The organism is Paenibacillus sp. OK060 (assembly GCF_900101205.1).
GTDB lineage: Bacteria > Bacillota > Bacilli > Paenibacillales > Paenibacillaceae > Paenibacillus > Paenibacillus marchantiae.
In genome coordinates, this window is the sequence record NZ_FNFR01000012.1 from 109,103 (window position 1) to 124,724 (window position 15,622).

Consider the following 15,622-nt stretch of genomic DNA (forward strand, 5'->3'; position numbering starts at 1 on the left):
AACTCTTATTCCATTTCGGCAACGATGACTTCGGCAGCAGCCTCGTCAATAATCAGAATATCTTCCTGGCCAAATCGCAGCACGGAGTGAATAGCAGCAGCTTTGCTTTTGCCACCTGCAATTCCGATCACGACATCGGTTCGTTCAATATCCTGGAGTCGCATGCCCAGCGTAAGCATGGTGTGTACCACCTCACCCTGATCATTAAAGTAATAACCGAAGGATTCAGATACGGCCCCTTGCGCCTGAAGTTCATCTATGATCTCTGTCGCAAGTTTACGGCGCCGTGCCATCTCTACGGCATCACCGATTCCATGAATGACGATCCGCGATTTTCGAATCAGCTGCAGAATCTCCTGAACACTTGGGTCCTGGATTAGTGATTCGTAAGCATGATCACTAAGCAAATCCGGTACATGCAGGAGTTTGTATTGGGCCCCTACCCGTTTTGCCATCGTGGATGCAATCGTATTGGCCTGAATTTCAAGGCTTTCTCCCAGCCCACCGCGTGCCGGTACAAACCAGACACCTTTCAGCGATGTTGGCGGAGTCAGTTGCTCTGCGACTCCAGCCGTTGTTGAACCGCCAGTTACGGCGACAACATCGTTATCAGTCATAATATTACCCAGAGCCTTCGCTCCGGCTCTACCCAGTTCCCGTTTGGCAAATGGAGAAATGTCCGAATCACCAGGAACCACAACTACCTTTTGCAGACCGTAGGCTTGCTTGATGCGCTCTTCCAGTTCGGATAATCCGAACAGCTCTTTGGCGACGGGTTCCAACTGCTGCAGCAATTCATGCCCTGCCTCACTGATCTTCATGCCTGCACTGTCAATTTCAATAAGTCCCTGAGCCTTTAACAAATCGGTCTCAGCCCTCAGAACCCGCTCGGTCATCTGCATGGAATTAGCTAACGTTCTTCGTCCGATCACATCCGATAACATGATCTGGTGCAGAATCGTATACCTCTTCTTCAAGACATCCATGAGATCAGGCAGAAGCTGCTTTTGCACTTCTAAAATCGTTCGCATGCTTTCCACTCCCGCAAGCTTCTCGTTCCAAGCTTTCTTTCATGGCCCCAAAACGTCCCGGGTTAACTTTTTAAGTCCCACGTCTATTCTACCTAAAACTGACGTGACATGCAAGTGTTTCGAAGCGTTAAATCGACACGTTTCAGGCGTTTGTACGCGCCTATTTTCACAATGTCAATCTACTATGATCGAGAACAACCTGTTCGACACCATATATAGAAGCAAAGTAAAATTCTCATCTACATATTGCTTGCTATGGTTTTTCATATGGCATGTCCAAAACCTCTTTTAGCATTTACCTATTTGCGCTCTTTATCCACTTATTTTCATCATGATCAATTTCAGGGTATTCCAAACCAAAACAGCGAACATCAGCTTGCAATTAAATTACTCATGAGCTATAATCATTATTGCTGTCACATATTTGAAGCTTCTATTACAAAACTGCTTTTATGCAACTATGTTTGCAGCAATAATCAATGTGCGCCCGTGGTCCAATGGATATGACGTAGGCCTCCGAAGCCTGAGATCCAAGTTCGATTCTTGGCGGGCGCGCCATTCTTAATTATTAGCTCATAACACTCTTAACCAATGAAACCGAATAGGTTTCTTTTTTTTCAAACTTAGTTTGACTTTCTTTGACTTTTTGTTTGGAATTGTTTATGATGTGGGTAATACGGTAACAGTTTATATATAACACCAATTAACATTTACATTTCTGAGGAGGTTTTTCACGTGAGTTATATTCCAATGGTCGTTGAACAGAGCAACCGCGGTGAGCGCGCCTATGACATCTATTCCAGATTGCTGAAGGATCGTATCATCTTCCTTGGCAGTGATGTAAATGACGTTGTGGCGAATTCCATCATGGCACAGATGTTGTTCCTTACTGCGGAAGATCCGGAGAAAGACATTCACTTATACATCAATAGCCCCGGCGGCTCCATTACAGCCGGTATGGCGATTTACGATACTATGCAATTCATCAAACCGGATGTATCTACCATCTGTGTAGGTATGGCGGCTTCGATGGGTGCATTCCTGTTGAATGCAGGTGCCAAAGGTAAACGTTTTGCATTGCCTAACAGCGAAATCATGATTCACCAACCACTTGGTGGTGCGCAAGGTCAAGCTTCGGACATCGAAATTCGTGCCCGCCGCATCCTGAAAATGCGTGATACGTTGAACCGCATCATCGCTGAGCGCTCAGGCCAACCGCTGGAGCGTATTGAGAAAGATACAGATCGTGACTACTTTATGAGCGCTGCTGAAGCTGCCGATTACGGTATCATCGATAAAGTTATTGAAAACGTAGGTTCCCAAGGCATCTAAGCCGAGGCGAATCGCCAATTAAACGGATATACCATATAGCCCACTCAAACGGCAACGCCCAGTTGAGTGGGCTATATGAAAAAAGGACGCTCTCGTCAATATGACGAGGGCGTCCTTTTTTTGAAGATAATTTAAAAGTGCATGATACATATTTAATTGATTCACTTTAACTCTCTTAGCGTTACGTTTGCAATAAGCCCAAGACTAATACTAAAGTTACATTTACGAACCGAGCTACGCATACGCTATTAGCCATCATTTCAACGAAATGAAATTCTAATACTTTACTTGTCTGCTGTTAAGCCACTGAACGGCTCTGTGCCTTTAGGAAGCAACTCTTTGTATGTGAACGGGAATTCTGGGAAGCCTTCCGCATAAGCTGTATACTCATACAACTGGAAGAATACAACTACACCTGTTGGTGTTACATAGAAATCCTGATCTTTATTCAGACCTTTATAGCCTTCAAGGTAACCACCGCTAGCTTTAAGCTGATCTCCAACTTTTTTGCTTACTGTCTGACGCACAGTTTTGTTATTTTGAATTACATCATCCAGACTCAATTCCTTGCCGGAATCCAGAGCAAAGGTGTGACCTGAACGGAACGTCATGCCATGTGCACCTGCATAGTCCTGATAACTTTGCGTAATGAGTCCAAGCACACCATTTTCGTTGTATGTCACGACATAAGAACTCTCAAATGCATATGGACGGTTCGCTGCTGCGTCACCAAATTCCTTAGTTTGTTTTTTGAAATCTGCTACAAAAGCATCGACTTCATCTTTCAGCACCTTGTTGATAGCTGCTTCTGCTTTATCGTTAGCCAGTCCGCTAACCTGAGGATATTGAATATCGACTTCAGCGTTCTTGATGCTGACTTTCACTGTTGCCGCTTTGACTGTCACGCTATTTTGCTTCACTTTGCTCAGCGTCAGTGTCTTGGCTTTGCCATCCCAGTTGCCCTGAACACCCAAATAATCTCTCATTGCAGAAAACGGAATATACAATCGGCCATTGATCAGCTTCGCTTCCACTTGTGGATAGTAGTTATTAATTCTAACACTCGGTGCCCCATCAATCAGGCTGATGGTCATCGTATTATTAGCTGCCGTTAAGGAGTACTCCTTAGCCTTTGCATCATATTTCAAGCTTCCACCTGCAACATCTTTCACTGCGGTAAGCGATACCCAAGTGGAGCCACCTTGAAGGAGCCCTTTTTGAGTAAGAGTTTTGCCTCCCGACTTCAGAGTTACCTCAGTAGGTGTTGTCACTTTCGTGGATACTGAAGCTGCCTGTACAGAACTATCCTGCCATACAGCCCCGCTCCCCACAATAATTCCTGCCGCCAGTAGTGCACTAGTCCATTTTTTCCATGATGTCATATATAAAACTCCTCTCTCGAATTCAAATTTGAGTGTCATTGCGTATGTATCCTGATTTGATCGTATGCCTCATACGCTCACCTCTTTATTATAATTAACCCAATTGCGGAAAGGTTTACAGCTCCAGTTACAATGTTGTTCGATCCAGATGTCTATAATGAAGGTTTTGTTACGAACAAATGGACAAAAAAGATACCAAAAACCAGCAATTCATTTCGTCATATTTCACCTCTTCTTTCCAAACTTCATCAAAGTGCGCCTTTATAACAAAAAAGACGCTGTCCGATGGACAACGTCTTTGTCATTATTGCCTTTCGCCCGCTCAAGCATATCTTTAACGGACATCCAGCCTTATTTATTTCACTTATTTCATTTCATAAGTAATATTCAACGTAGTACTTACTTTAACCTGTCCTGTTTCAATTTGTGTGCTACCAGCAGAATCAGCTAACGACTTGGACATCAAAGCCTCACTTGCATAGAATACAGGTACATTCGCGTCACCTTGGCTCACAGACAGAACAGCACCCAGTTGACGTTTAACCGCTTTTGCAATAGCTCCAGCTTTCACATCAGCATTGGCAACAGCTTTTTCAATCACTTGAGCTTCAAAGCTCTCTGGTTTTTCTACCGTAAAACGTACATTTTCAATATTGTTGGCACCAGCTTGGGATGCAGCATCCAGGAGTTCACCAATCTTGTCCATCTCCCGGTAAGTTACAGTCAATGTGTGATGAGCTGTGTACCCTTTGATCTTCTGTCCGTCTTTTTCACTATACGTGTAGTCAGGCTGTACGTAGAACTGGCTGGTTTGAATATCATCCGCACTGATTTTCCACGTACTTTTCAGCAGATTGCTAACCTTTTGAATTTTCGCTGCATTCGCTTTTTGCGCAGAGGCTGCGGTATCTGCCGTACTGTTCACTCCAATGGAAAGATAAGCGATGTCAGGCTTCACCTGAATCTCACCTGTACCCACAACGTTAATCACGTTTTGCTGTACCCCCTGTACCTCAGCAGCATATGCGTAGTTACTTGGTGCCACCCACGCAGTACCTCCTACTAGCAATGTACCTGCGACCATCACCGCGCCCAGCGGTTTCATCCATAATTTACCCATCACGTTAGCCTCCTTAAGTTTTAACATCTCAAACTCAAATCGATTTGATACCTAACAGACGGGCTTAATTCCATAATGTTGCACTTGACAGTCATAAAACGCAAAAAAGCCCCTTTCGGGACTTCTTCATTGAGTTCAAATCATATCTTATTGGTTCTCAAGCTCTTCCTTGCTTACCAGACTAACTAAAGCGTTTACAGCCTGTTCGGCATCCGCGCCTTCTGCACTAATCTGGATTTCCGTACCAGTACTGATTGCAAGGCTCATGATCCCCATGATACTTTTTGCATTTACTTTTTTGTCGTCCTTCTCGACGAACACTTCAGATGAGTACTTATTCGCTTCTTGAACGAACAGTGCCGCAGGTCTGGCATGGAGACCCGTTTTCAAACGGACAACTACCGGGTGCTTTGTCATGGAAACTTACCCCCTATTATGAAATCTGGACATTAAATACACAATTATATTTATAACATTATACCATATAACCAGAGCAGGACACTAGAAGAAAAAACTCAGGGTGATTGGATGTCATTATTATGACCCATTTTAGCCTTTTTACATCACCTCATTACACCTGAGCAGCTCTCCAAGATCTTTACAGGCTGACTTTAAGTTGACCTTTAGGCGAAAACCAAAGCAGTCAGTTTTGCTAGCAGCCCTACCCTTCATTTAACCATAACGCTCGGTACGAACCTTCTCTGCCAACTCATCAATCTTGCGAAGCCGGTGATTCACCCCGGACTTACTTACTGTACCCTTAAGCAGTTCGCCTACTTCCTTCAAGTTGATATCCGGATGGGCAAGTCTGACTTCAGCCACTTCACGAAGCTTTTCGGGCAACGACTCCAGACCAACTTCCTTTTGCAACAATCTGATGTTATCGATCTGTCTGACGGCTGCTCCAATCGTTTTGTTCAGGTTCGCCGTCTCACAATTGACGATTCGGTTGACGGAATTACGCATATCTCGCATGATACGCACATCCTCGAACTTGAAAAGGGCCTGATGTGCACCAATGATACTGAGCAGTTCAATGATTTTCTCGCCTTCCTTAATGTATAGGATGAATCCTTTTTTGCGTTCTATACACCGGGCATTGAGATGAAATTCATTCGCCAGGTCCACCAGGGCCTGACAGTGCTCCTCGTACATGGATGCAATCTCCAGGTGGTAGGATGAACCTTCAGGATTGTTGACTGAGCCTCCTGCCATAAATGCTCCTCGAAGATAAGCACGTTTACAGCAGTTATTTTTGAACAGCTCTCCACTGATCCCAGGAGTAAACAGAAATCCTTCGGAAACAATGTACAGATCTTTTAAAATCACCTGTACCATGGTTGGAATCCGAACAATATATACATTGTTCTTTTTCAGCCGCATTTTTTTGCGGACAAGCAATTCCGTATGCACTTGAAAATGCTTTTTAAGCAGAGAGTATGCCCGTCTTGCAATGGCGGCATTCTCCGTCGAAATATCCAAGATGACTTTTTTATTCGATAACTGCACCGCACCAAGCATACGGATGAGGGCTGAAAGTTCCGCCTTTTCGCAGCACGGTTCGCTTTCGATCATCGTTAGTTCTTTTTTGGTCTGTGCTGCAAACGACATGGGACTTCACCTCTTCCGTAACATCCAATTTTGTACAAGTTGATAGATGTGATGGCTCAGCTTGTCGGCATCATGACGCAGATAAGTCCGGAATAGGACCAACGTATCCGCAACCACTTGATAGCCGGCACTCTTCAGCACATTCATATCCAGCACAACTGGTTTAGCTCCTTTTTCCGCATACTTATTCTGCACCTGCAGCGGAATATCACCATTATTTACAATGACATAGTCGAAAATTTGTTGTCCTACATGCTCATGTACCGCCTTGAGGTGGTCACTCACCGTGTAATTATCCGTCTCTCCTGGCTGTGTCATCACATTACAAATAAACATTTTTACTGCGTCAGCCTCAACGACAGCTTCAGCCAGCTTAGGTACAAGCAGATTGGGCAGAATGCTCGTGTAGAGACTACCTGGCCCAATCAGGATGGCGTCTGCCTGACGAATAGCCTCAACAGCCTCTGGCAACGGCTCCACGTGATCCGGTTCAAGGAAAACGCGTTTGATCCGTAAGCCAGCTTCAGGGATCTTGGACTCGCCAGTAACAATCGATCCGTCCTCCATCTCTGCATGCAGTATAACGGCCTGCCCGGCTGCGGGCAATACCTCACCCCGAACGGCAAACACGCGGCTAAGTTCCCGCACAGCGGTCACAAAGTCGCCCGATATATCCGTCATTGCAGCCAAAATCAAGTTACCCAGGCTGTGGCCTGCAAGCCCCGCGCCTGTATTGAAGCGATAATTCAGCATATCCGACAATAACGGTTCTACATCTGCTAGCGCCGTGAGTACGTTACGAATGTCGCCCGGAGGCGGCATTTGCAACTCATTACGCAGGATGCCCGAACTCCCTCCGTCATCCGCCACCGTCACGATGGCCGTGATGTCCAGCGGCTTTTCCTTCAAACCGCGCAGCATCACGGATAATCCGGTTCCGCCGCCCATGACTACAATTCTCGGACGTTCTCTTCGTGGTCCGGCTTCTTTCATCCCTTCACCCTCTTCAATGACGGTCCCGGTCGGCGTCGCGATGGCTCACGGTGACAGCCTCAGTTTCGCTGCTTCCCAACATTTTGCCCAAATATTCCGATATTGCTACCGAACGATGCTTGCCTCCGGTACAGCCGATTCCAATAATAACCTGGCTTTTGCCTTCCTTCCGGTATTGCGGAATCAGAAAATGCAGCATATCCAGCAGCTTGGTCAGAAACGCCTGCGTCTCCGGCCATTTCATAACATATTCATATACATCACTATTCTGTCCCGTATTCGGACGTAAATGTTCAATATAATGCGGATTTGGCAAGAAACGAACATCAAACACCAGATCCGCATCGATCGGAATACCGTATTTGAACCCAAACGACGTAATATTTACCGACAGCATATGGCTTTCCAGATGAGAAAAGCGGGATATGATGCGCTCTTTCAATTGAGCAGGCTTCATCGTACTGGTATTCAGTACCTGAGTGGCGGAATTTTTGAGTTCCTCCAGCATCTTACGTTCCAGCCGGATGCCGTCCAGCGGCATGCCCTCAGGAGCCAGTGGATGTCTGCGCCTGCTCTCCTTATAGCGCTGGACTAATACAGAGTCTATCGCGTCCAGGAATAATATTTCACAATGAATGGTAAAATGATCTTTAATATAGTTCAGTGACTCGGACAAAGCCGTAAAGAACTCACGACCGCGAAGGTCGATAACCAGTGCGACCTTGCCAATTTTGCCGTTCGATTGCTCAATCAACTCCGCAAATTTTGGAATCAATACCGGTGGAAGATTATCCACACAGAAGAAACCAAGATCCTCCAGGCTTTGTACTGCAATCGTCTTGCCTGCTCCGGACATGCCCGTAATGATAATGAGCGTGGCGCCTGTGCCCGGTGAAACTTCACCTTCAAGCATAAATGTCCCCTCCTTATCATATTGCTGTCGGATTATACTGTTACAAGGTTACTAGGAACGCAAGAGAAGACCTGCCGCGCCAACAATACCTGCATTATTGCCAAGCGTTGCTTCAAGAATCTTAACCCCTTCTTGCAGCGGTTCAGGTGTCAGTTTCGCAAATACAGTCCGTACTTCATCAAACAAAATATTACCCGCTTTGGATACACCGCCACCGATAATAAACATCTCAGGGTTAATCACAGCCGCTACAGCCGCCATTGATTTGCCCAGATAGAACGCTGCACGATTGACGATACGAAGAGCAACTTCATCGCCCTCCTTAGCTGCATCAAATACTTCTTTAGCTGCAATCTTGTCCACGAGTGCCAGTGATGTATGATCTCCACGCTCTACAGCGTCTTTGGCCATACGAATAATTCCGGTTGCTGAAGATACAGTTTCCACGCATCCCATTTTGCCGCATCCGCACTGAATGGCTTCCAGATCAGGAACAACACTGACATGACCAAGCTCACCAGCCATACCGGAGAAACCTTGATAGATCTTGCCATTCAGGATCAGTCCGCCACCAACGCCTGTACCAAGCGTATAACATACACAGTTGTCCACACCCTTGCCAGCACCTGCCCAAGCTTCACCCAGTGCAGCCACGTTTGCATCGTTATCTATTTTGACTGGCTTGCCCAGACGTTCTTCCAAAATCGAACGAATGGCTACATTCCGAAATCCAATGTTAGGGGCAAGAACGATAATTCCCTCGCGTACATTGGTGAACCCAGCCACTCCTGCTCCCACACCTTCAAGCTGTTCCCAGCTGTAAGGCGATTCAGCAACGATATGACGGACATACTTCTCGATGTTGGCAATGACCGTGTCAACGCCCTTATCCACTTCAGTCGGTCCTTCATACGTATGCATAAGCTGACCGTGTTCATCACATATACCGACCTTGATTGCTGTTCCGCCGAGATCGACCCCAACGTAGATTTTCTCAGACATGCTACAAGCCACCTTTATCTATCTATAATAGTTTAATCCTACGTACCAACTATAATTGAAGGATACGCCTGGGTCAAGACGATAAGACCTTTGCTGTGATTAGCTTCCTCGCTATTGTGAACAACATCACAGGCTATTTTTGAATACGTATACAACCTTATTTGTCTCTATTAAAAACGCAGGCTTCATTCCTTCCTCCATAGAGGAGGAAGCCTCAACTCATGATATTGCATATCCACTCGTTCCATGCGTAAAAGATGACAATTGTCATCTGAATTTCATGACAATCCTTACTAATCACGTCTCAGACAGTTCGGTAAAATGGAAATATCTTCTAGAACAAAACAAGGACGTGATTCAAGATGAGCTCACCCGTTATAAAGATGGAACAGGTAAGCAAAAGGTACGGCACCAAAGAAGTTGTCAACCATATCTCCTTAGAGATCAACCGTGGTTCGATTGTTTCGATCCTTGGCCCTAATGGTGCCGGCAAAACAACAACCATGAAAATGATGCTCGGCTTGTCCACTGCTACATCAGGACTTGTGACTGTGCTTGGCCAAAAACCGAATCACAAACAGGTTCGACAGAAGATTGGTGTCATGCTGCAGGATGTGAGTGTAATGGATGGGCTTACCGTTCGAGAGATTATAAGCATGGTACGCAGCTATTATCCAGCACCGCTTCATGCAGACCATATCGAAGAACTGACGGGACTCCCTCCAGCCGACTTAAATAAAAGAGCAGAGAAGCTGTCCGGCGGACAAAAGCGCAGCCTGAATTTTGCCCTCGCCATGGCAGGTAATCCCGAAATTCTATTCTTTGATGAACCTACAGTCGGACTGGATTCGGAAACAAGGAGACATTTCTGGGAACGAATCCGCCAGCTGGCACAGGAGGGTAAAACCGTAATCTTCACAACGCACTACCTCCATGAAGCAGATGAAGTAGCGGATCGAATCATTCTCTTTAACAGAGGTACCATTGTTGCAGACGGAACACCAGGGAATATCAAGGCCGGAATCACCATACGAACGATTTCCTTTTCAACTACGCATAGCATGTTCACCAATGATGATGTGTCCAACACGGAGATGGCATCCGTAGCCGATGTCTGTGCACAAATTGAAGATTTGCCTGATGTGGATGGGATCGAGTATCACAAAGATCGTTGCATTCTTCACACCAAAAATACAGATGTGCTGCTCCGTCACCTCATTGAACGCCGGATTCCCGTTAGTGACATCCGAATTGAAACCGGACAGCTGGACGATGCCTATGCAAACCTGATGGAAAGCATGAAGGAGGAAATTTGATATGTTGATGCTTCTCGCTCAATCTCGTGTTGAAATGCTCCGCATGTCCCGCAATGTCTACTTTATTTTCTGGTCCTTAATGATGCCCGTCGCCTTCTATTTTCTTTATACGCGCATCTTCACTACAGGAACAACAGATTCAGAACAATGGAATGCCCACTACTTGATGTCTATGACCTGCTTCAGCATCATGGGATCCTCGATCATGACACTCGGTATCCGACTTGTCCAAGAAAGAGCACAGGGTTGGGTCGCTTACTTGCAAGTGACTCCGTTACCCAACTCGATTTATTTTGGAGGAAAAATGGTAGGACAAACGATAATGCACCTGTTTTCCATCATCGTCATCTTTACAGCTGGATTCCTGATTAATGGTGTATCACTTCCTCCTGCTCAATGGATCGGCTCCGCCCTTTGGATTCTGGCTGGTTCTCTCCCCTTTCTTGCCCTTGGTACCTGTATAGGAACATTCCGACGGGTGGACACCGCCAGTGGATTGAGCAACGCTCTCTATCTATCTCTGGCCTTGCTGGGCGGGATGTGGATGCCTCTTGACATTATGCCGAGCTGGTTACGACAGATGGGCAACTGGCTTCCCTCTCATAGCTTTGGAAATGGAGCGTGGGTTATTATAGCCGGAGGCGTGCCTGCCCTACGCGATATCCTACTTTTGGCAGCATATCTGGTTGGATTTATGTTACTATCCACATATATCCGTAATAAACAAAGGGAGGCGTAATCTTCAAATATGCTTCAGCATTTCGAGATTTTCCCAAAGCGATATGGATTTTACCCGTATATATGGATGATCTATCTGGCTATGCCAATCTATTATTTGTGGAACGCACAGGGACATGAGTGGTACATCGGCGTAACCTCCTTCATCGTATTTATCCTGACTTATCGGCAGCTCTACATGACATCAGGTACCTCACTCTTCTCCTATTGGCTTAGCCTACAGATGCTTTGCGTTCTGGTACTAAGCCTGGTGATTGATCCCAATATGTTTTTCCTCGGATTTTTCACAGCCAATTTTATCGGATGGTACACGGAGAAACGTCAGTTCCGAATGTTTTTGGTCATATTTGCCATTATCCAGACCATTCCAATTGCTTTAAAAATTCAATACCTTAGCGCTTATCAACTCATGTTTTTTGCGCCATTTTATCTCATTATGCTTGCTTCACCCTTCGGGATCCGTTCCATGCTGGATCGACAAAAGCTGGAGGCCCAGCTGGATGAAGCCCAGCAGCATATCAAGGAATTAATTAAACGTGAAGAGCGAATGCGAATTGCCAGGGATCTGCATGATACCATGGGACATACGTTCTCGCTGATCACACTGAAGAGTGAGCTGGTTGCCAAACTCATTGTCAAAAATCCCGAACGTGCCTTACAGGAAGCACGGGAGATTGAGCGCACCTCCCGTGCGGCATTGCGGGAAGTACGCCAGCTTGTCTCTGACATGCGGGCAATCAGCATGGTTGAAGCACTCACCGATGCTAAAGAAATGTTGAAGAGTGCTGATATCGAGCTTCAATTAGCAGGAGAACAGGGCCCATTTCATGATGTTCCCGATCTAACCCAGAACATGGCGAGCCTCTGTCTACTTGAAGCCGTAACGAATATTGTAAAACACAGCAAAGCCACTTGCTGTGTAATTAAGCTGGAACGAACGCATGATGGCATAAGCATACGGGTTAAAGATAACGGTAATGGCATTAGTCCAGATGAACATCAAGGCAATGGCCTAAAAGGCATGTCTGAACGACTGAACCTCATCGACGGCTCCCTCCAGATTTCCTCGGACTCTGGAGGAACCCACCTTGTCTTTTCCTTTCCCTTGATCGCCACTGAACACCAAGGAGGAATTAGAGCATGATTCGTATTTTGATTGCTGAAGATCAACGCATGCTGAGAGGTGCACTTGCGTCACTGTTAGACCTTGAAGATGATTTAGAGGTCATCGGTGAAGCAGGTAATGGAGAGGAAGCTCTGAAGCAGATTGGTTCCCTCCAACCAGATCTGTGTCTTATGGATATTGAAATGCCTGTTATGAGTGGCCTGGACGTAGCAGAACGTATACAACAGCTCGGTCTGCCCTGCCGTATTATCATCCTCACTACCTTTGCCCGTCCGGGATTTCTGGAGCGTGCTATTCAGGCCGGGGTACAGGGATACTTGCTCAAGGACGAACCAAGCGATCGTTTGGCGGGAGCTATTCGACGGGTCATGAGTGGTGGACGAGAGGTTTCCCCAGAGCTCGTTTTTGGTGCAGCCAAAGAAACGAATCCGTTAACTGAACGTGAAAAAGAAGTGCTTAAGCTCGCAGCCACTGGCATGAATGCCAATCTTATCGCTGCCTCGCTTCATCTTTCCTATGGTACTGTGCGCAACTACCTGTCTGAAGCTTTTAACAAGCTTGATGCCAAAAACCGCATGGAAGCCGTCAGTATTGCAGAGCAGAAAGGATGGTTGTAGAGACTAGTGCGCTCGGTTCATAAGCACCAACAATTGGACTAATTACATACCAACCATACCTCCTCCAGTGAATATGGACAGAGAAAAACGCCTTCCCATAACAGGAGGCGTTTCTCTACTTTTATGAACATTACCTAAACCTATACCTTCAGCAGCTATTCAGCTACTGGTCACAGCTTCGTTTCCACACGTACGGGCTCTTCCGTTTTTTCCATCTTGTTGACGTCCAGAATATCGAGCAGGAAGACAAAGATCGGTATACCGATGATAAGCCCCCAGATCCCCAGGAAATGTTGAGACAGAATCAGTACGATAAACGTGTAAAACATCGGCAATTTGGTTTTGTGAGCCATCAGCTTCGGATTCAGGAAATACGTTTCCAGCGCATGAATGATGATGATCATAATAATCACGATCACGCTGAGCTGTAATCCTCCCAGTTGATAACCGATCAGACACATCGGAACTAGTGAGATGATAACCCCCGCAACGGGTACCAGACTCAGCATAAACACCAGAATGGTCAAGGCGAACAAGTACGGGAAACCAAGTATCCATAATCCTAGGATCGTCAAAGCCGTATTAAACACAGCAATCATCAATTGTGCCTCGATTACTTTACCAAAAGAAGATACAAACTTATCTCCGAGATAGGCCACTTCATTATAGAACCAGCCGATTTTGCTTGTTTTGAACTTGGAGGTAAACTTGGAAATCTCCCGCTTCTGCAACAAGAAGAACAGACTCAGGATGATAACCAACAGAATGAACTCCAACCATTTGCTTAACGCAAAAATATACTTCAATGCATCGTTGGTATAGTTTTTGATATCGAACGATTGAAGATAACCGGCAATTTTGGAAGCAAAATTATCTCCGTCAGCGGTATCAAGAAATTTCATGATCTCATTCGTTAACTGAACGACCTGATCCACAATTCGTGGTGAATACTTGGAGATGCCCAGTACAATGGCTGCAATAACGATAAGATAGAGCAGGATGACTACAACTTTATAGTTAACCGGAAATAAACGATTTAACTTCTCTGTGATAAAATGCTGCAACCTGTTCATGACATACGTCACCAGGAATAACAGCAAAATCATGTGCAGCATACTCCCCATGCTGAATAGAACCAAACAAAACAACAGCAGGATCAAAAATCGCCGCACTGTTGCATTCTGTAACCAATCTTTTATCATTTCCCCCAAAGTCTTCACCTCACAGCTAATATGCCCATTATGTATACGATCTCATGCCCACTTTGGTTTCAAAAAAAGAGAAGCCTTCCGGCTTCTCACATTATGAGACTTCCCGTTGTCTCTTCTACTTAATTTATGCCAAACCATACCCTTTTCATGCTTACTTATCCAGTGTTTCGCTCCAGTCATGCACAATACTGCCTTCAAGGAATTTCTCGCAGTCCATTGCGGCCATACACCCTGAACCTGCTGCTGTAATGGCCTGACGATACTTCGTATCCTGAACATCACCACAGGCGAACACACCCGGAATGTTGGTCTCGGTTGTACCCGGTTTAACGACAACATAGCCGTGTTCATCCAAAGTAATCTGGTTGCTCAGGAAACCCGTATTCGGTGTATGTCCAATGGCAATGAATACGCCATCGGCTTCAAGCAATTCTTCCTGTCCAGTCTCGTTATTACGTACCTTAAGCCCTTTAACACCAAGAGCCTCAGGCACAACTTCGAGCGGTGTACGGTTCAAAGCCCATTTCACCTTCTCGTTGCTGCGAGCCCGATCCTGCATAATTTTCGATGCACGTAATTCGTCCCGGCGGTGAACCAAGGTAACGTCTGTTGCAAAACGGGTCAGGAAGCTGGCTTCCTCCATAGCGGAGTCTCCACCGCCAACAACGACGATCTTTTTACCACGGAAAAAGAATCCGTCACAGGTGGCACATGTACTTACCCCACGTCCCACATTCTCCTGCTCTCCGGGAATACCGAGATAACGGGCCGATGCACCGGTAGAGATAATGATTGATTCGGCTTCCAGTTCACCGATGCCTCCAACTTTAACCTTGAAGGGCGGTTTACTGAAATCCACTTCTTCCACCCAACCATTTTTGAACTCAGCTCCAAAACGCTCCGCTTGCTTGCGCATATTGTCCATCAGTTCCGGACCCATAATGCCTTGCGGAAAACCAGGGAAATTCTCAACTTCCGTTGTCGTCGTCAATTGACCACCCGGCTGAAGACCTTCGATAACCAGTGGGTTAAGATTAGCACGAGCCAGATATATCGCTGCTGTCAGACCCGCAGGTCCGGTTCCGATCACAATCGTTCTGTATTTAGACATATAGATACAGCCTCCTTAATAAGGTTGAGAGTGTGTTGAGTGGCGATTAACTTGCTATGATGATATCCTACAGGCATGTCGAGACCTATTCGTTAAGTTTACCCGTTTTCCAGGCTTAT

15 protein-coding genes and 1 tRNA gene are annotated in these 15,622 nt (G+C 45.9%); 6 read left to right on the plus strand and 10 right to left on the minus strand.

The window, feature by feature from the left end; all coding sequences use genetic code 11:
* Nucleotides 1–5: 5 nt before the first annotated feature.
* Nucleotides 6–1,031: a sugar-binding transcriptional regulator gene (locus BLS14_RS29665; RefSeq protein WP_063566491.1), complete on the minus strand. Its 1,026-nt coding sequence runs from the start codon at nt 1,029–1,031 to the stop codon at nt 6–8.
* Between the two features lie 483 nt (nt 1,032–1,514).
* On the opposite strand from BLS14_RS29665, the gene BLS14_RS29670 reads away from it, so the two are divergent.
* Together BLS14_RS29670 and clpP are read left to right on the plus strand one after the other, a co-directional pair.
* Nucleotides 1,515–1,589 (plus strand) — tRNA-Arg (locus BLS14_RS29670).
* 177 nt (nt 1,590–1,766) lie between these two features.
* Nucleotides 1,767–2,363, plus strand: coding sequence for an ATP-dependent Clp endopeptidase proteolytic subunit ClpP (gene clpP / locus BLS14_RS29675; protein ID WP_063566492.1), 597 nt, complete (start codon nt 1,767–1,769; stop codon nt 2,361–2,363).
* A gap of 284 nt (nt 2,364–2,647) precedes the next feature.
* On the opposite strand, the gene BLS14_RS29680 is transcribed toward clpP, so the two are convergent.
* From BLS14_RS29680 to BLS14_RS29710, 7 genes are all read right to left on the minus strand, one after another.
* A complete protein-coding gene (locus BLS14_RS29680) occupies nt 2,648–3,745 on the minus strand; it encodes a stalk domain-containing protein (protein ID WP_072735759.1) in 1,098 nt (365 codons plus the stop codon).
* Between the two features lie 364 nt (nt 3,746–4,109).
* Nucleotides 4,110–4,865 carry an SIMPL domain-containing protein gene (locus tag BLS14_RS29685; protein ID WP_072735758.1) on the minus strand — a complete coding sequence of 252 codons (756 nt, stop codon included), beginning with the start codon at nt 4,863–4,865 and terminating at the stop codon, nt 4,110–4,112.
* Between the two features lie 147 nt (nt 4,866–5,012).
* Complete coding sequence (locus BLS14_RS29690; protein ID WP_017691248.1) at nt 5,013–5,282, minus strand: HPr family phosphocarrier protein; 270 nt, start codon at nt 5,280–5,282, stop codon at nt 5,013–5,015.
* Between the two features lie 255 nt (nt 5,283–5,537).
* Nucleotides 5,538–6,476, minus strand: a complete 939-nt coding sequence (gene whiA, locus BLS14_RS29695; RefSeq protein WP_063566495.1) for a DNA-binding protein WhiA — start codon at nt 6,474–6,476, stop codon at nt 5,538–5,540.
* A 6-nt stretch (nt 6,477–6,482) separates the two neighbouring features.
* Complete coding sequence (gene yvcK / locus BLS14_RS29700; RefSeq protein ID WP_063566496.1) at nt 6,483–7,469, minus strand: gluconeogenesis factor YvcK family protein; 987 nt, start codon at nt 7,467–7,469, stop codon at nt 6,483–6,485.
* A gap of 13 nt (nt 7,470–7,482) precedes the next feature.
* Nucleotides 7,483–8,382 carry an RNase adapter RapZ gene (gene rapZ, locus BLS14_RS29705; RefSeq protein WP_090955391.1) on the minus strand — a complete coding sequence of 300 codons (900 nt, stop codon included), beginning with the start codon at nt 8,380–8,382 and terminating at the stop codon, nt 7,483–7,485.
* A 51-nt stretch (nt 8,383–8,433) separates the two neighbouring features.
* A complete protein-coding gene (locus BLS14_RS29710; RefSeq protein ID WP_064641195.1) occupies nt 8,434–9,384 on the minus strand; it encodes an ROK family glucokinase in 951 nt (316 codons plus the stop codon).
* Nucleotides 9,385–9,746: 362 nt separating this feature from the next.
* On the opposite strand from BLS14_RS29710, the gene BLS14_RS29715 reads away from it, so the two are divergent.
* Genes BLS14_RS29715 through BLS14_RS29730 form a run of 4 tightly spaced genes read left to right on the plus strand, consistent with a single transcriptional unit; the run spans nt 9,747 to nt 13,181 of the window.
* On the plus strand, nt 9,747–10,700 hold the full coding sequence (locus BLS14_RS29715; RefSeq protein WP_063566498.1) for an ABC transporter ATP-binding protein: 954 nt from the start codon (nt 9,747–9,749) through the stop codon (nt 10,698–10,700).
* 1 nt (nt 10,701) lies between these two features.
* Entirely contained in the window at nt 10,702–11,439 is a 738-nt protein-coding gene (locus BLS14_RS29720; protein ID WP_090955393.1) for an ABC transporter permease, read from the plus strand.
* A gap of 9 nt (nt 11,440–11,448) precedes the next feature.
* A complete protein-coding gene (locus tag BLS14_RS29725) occupies nt 11,449–12,582 on the plus strand; it encodes a sensor histidine kinase (protein WP_090955395.1) in 1,134 nt (377 codons plus the stop codon).
* Nucleotides 12,579–13,181 carry a response regulator transcription factor gene (locus BLS14_RS29730; protein WP_063566501.1) on the plus strand — a complete coding sequence of 201 codons (603 nt, stop codon included), beginning with the start codon at nt 12,579–12,581 and terminating at the stop codon, nt 13,179–13,181. Before BLS14_RS29725 ends, BLS14_RS29730 begins: the two co-directional genes overlap by 4 nt.
* A gap of 170 nt (nt 13,182–13,351) precedes the next feature.
* On the opposite strand, the gene BLS14_RS29735 is transcribed toward BLS14_RS29730, so the two are convergent.
* The gene (locus BLS14_RS29735; protein ID WP_090955419.1) at nt 13,352–14,383 is read right to left on the minus strand and encodes an AI-2E family transporter; all 1,032 of its coding nucleotides are present in this window, start codon (nt 14,381–14,383) and stop codon (nt 13,352–13,354) included.
* Between the two features lie 160 nt (nt 14,384–14,543).
* The gene (gene trxB / locus BLS14_RS29740) at nt 14,544–15,503 is read right to left on the minus strand and encodes a thioredoxin-disulfide reductase (protein ID WP_063566502.1); all 960 of its coding nucleotides are present in this window, start codon (nt 15,501–15,503) and stop codon (nt 14,544–14,546) included.
* Nucleotides 15,504–15,622 lie beyond the last annotated feature (119 nt).

Excerpts from the sequence above, each read along its gene's own strand:
- rapZ (WP_090955391.1), bottom strand. The coding sequence starts at position 8,382 with ATGCTTGAAGGTGAAGTTTCACCGGGCACAGGCGCCACGCTCATTATC.
- BLS14_RS29665 (WP_063566491.1), bottom strand. The coding sequence starts at position 1,031 with ATGCGAACGATTTTAGAAGTGCAAAAGCAGCTTCTGCCTGATCTCATG.
- BLS14_RS29725 (WP_090955395.1), top strand. The coding sequence starts at position 11,449 with ATGCTTCAGCATTTCGAGATTTTCCCAAAGCGATATGGATTTTACCCG.
- BLS14_RS29685 (WP_072735758.1), bottom strand. The coding sequence starts at position 4,865 with ATGGGTAAATTATGGATGAAACCGCTGGGCGCGGTGATGGTCGCAGGT.
- yvcK (WP_063566496.1), bottom strand. The coding sequence starts at position 7,469 with ATGAAAGAAGCCGGACCACGAAGAGAACGTCCGAGAATTGTAGTCATG.
- whiA (WP_063566495.1), bottom strand. The coding sequence starts at position 6,476 with ATGTCGTTTGCAGCACAGACCAAAAAAGAACTAACGATGATCGAAAGC.
- BLS14_RS29690 (WP_017691248.1), bottom strand. The coding sequence starts at position 5,282 with ATGACAAAGCACCCGGTAGTTGTCCGTTTGAAAACGGGTCTCCATGCC.
- trxB (WP_063566502.1), bottom strand. The coding sequence starts at position 15,503 with ATGTCTAAATACAGAACGATTGTGATCGGAACCGGACCTGCGGGTCTG.
- BLS14_RS29680 (WP_072735759.1), bottom strand. The coding sequence starts at position 3,745 with ATGACATCATGGAAAAAATGGACTAGTGCACTACTGGCGGCAGGAATT.
- BLS14_RS29710 (WP_064641195.1), bottom strand. The coding sequence starts at position 9,384 with ATGTCTGAGAAAATCTACGTTGGGGTCGATCTCGGCGGAACAGCAATC.
- BLS14_RS29715 (WP_063566498.1), top strand. The coding sequence starts at position 9,747 with ATGAGCTCACCCGTTATAAAGATGGAACAGGTAAGCAAAAGGTACGGC.
- BLS14_RS29720 (WP_090955393.1), top strand. The coding sequence starts at position 10,702 with ATGTTGATGCTTCTCGCTCAATCTCGTGTTGAAATGCTCCGCATGTCC.
- BLS14_RS29735 (WP_090955419.1), bottom strand. The coding sequence starts at position 14,383 with ATGATAAAAGATTGGTTACAGAATGCAACAGTGCGGCGATTTTTGATC.
- BLS14_RS29730 (WP_063566501.1), top strand. The coding sequence starts at position 12,579 with ATGATTCGTATTTTGATTGCTGAAGATCAACGCATGCTGAGAGGTGCA.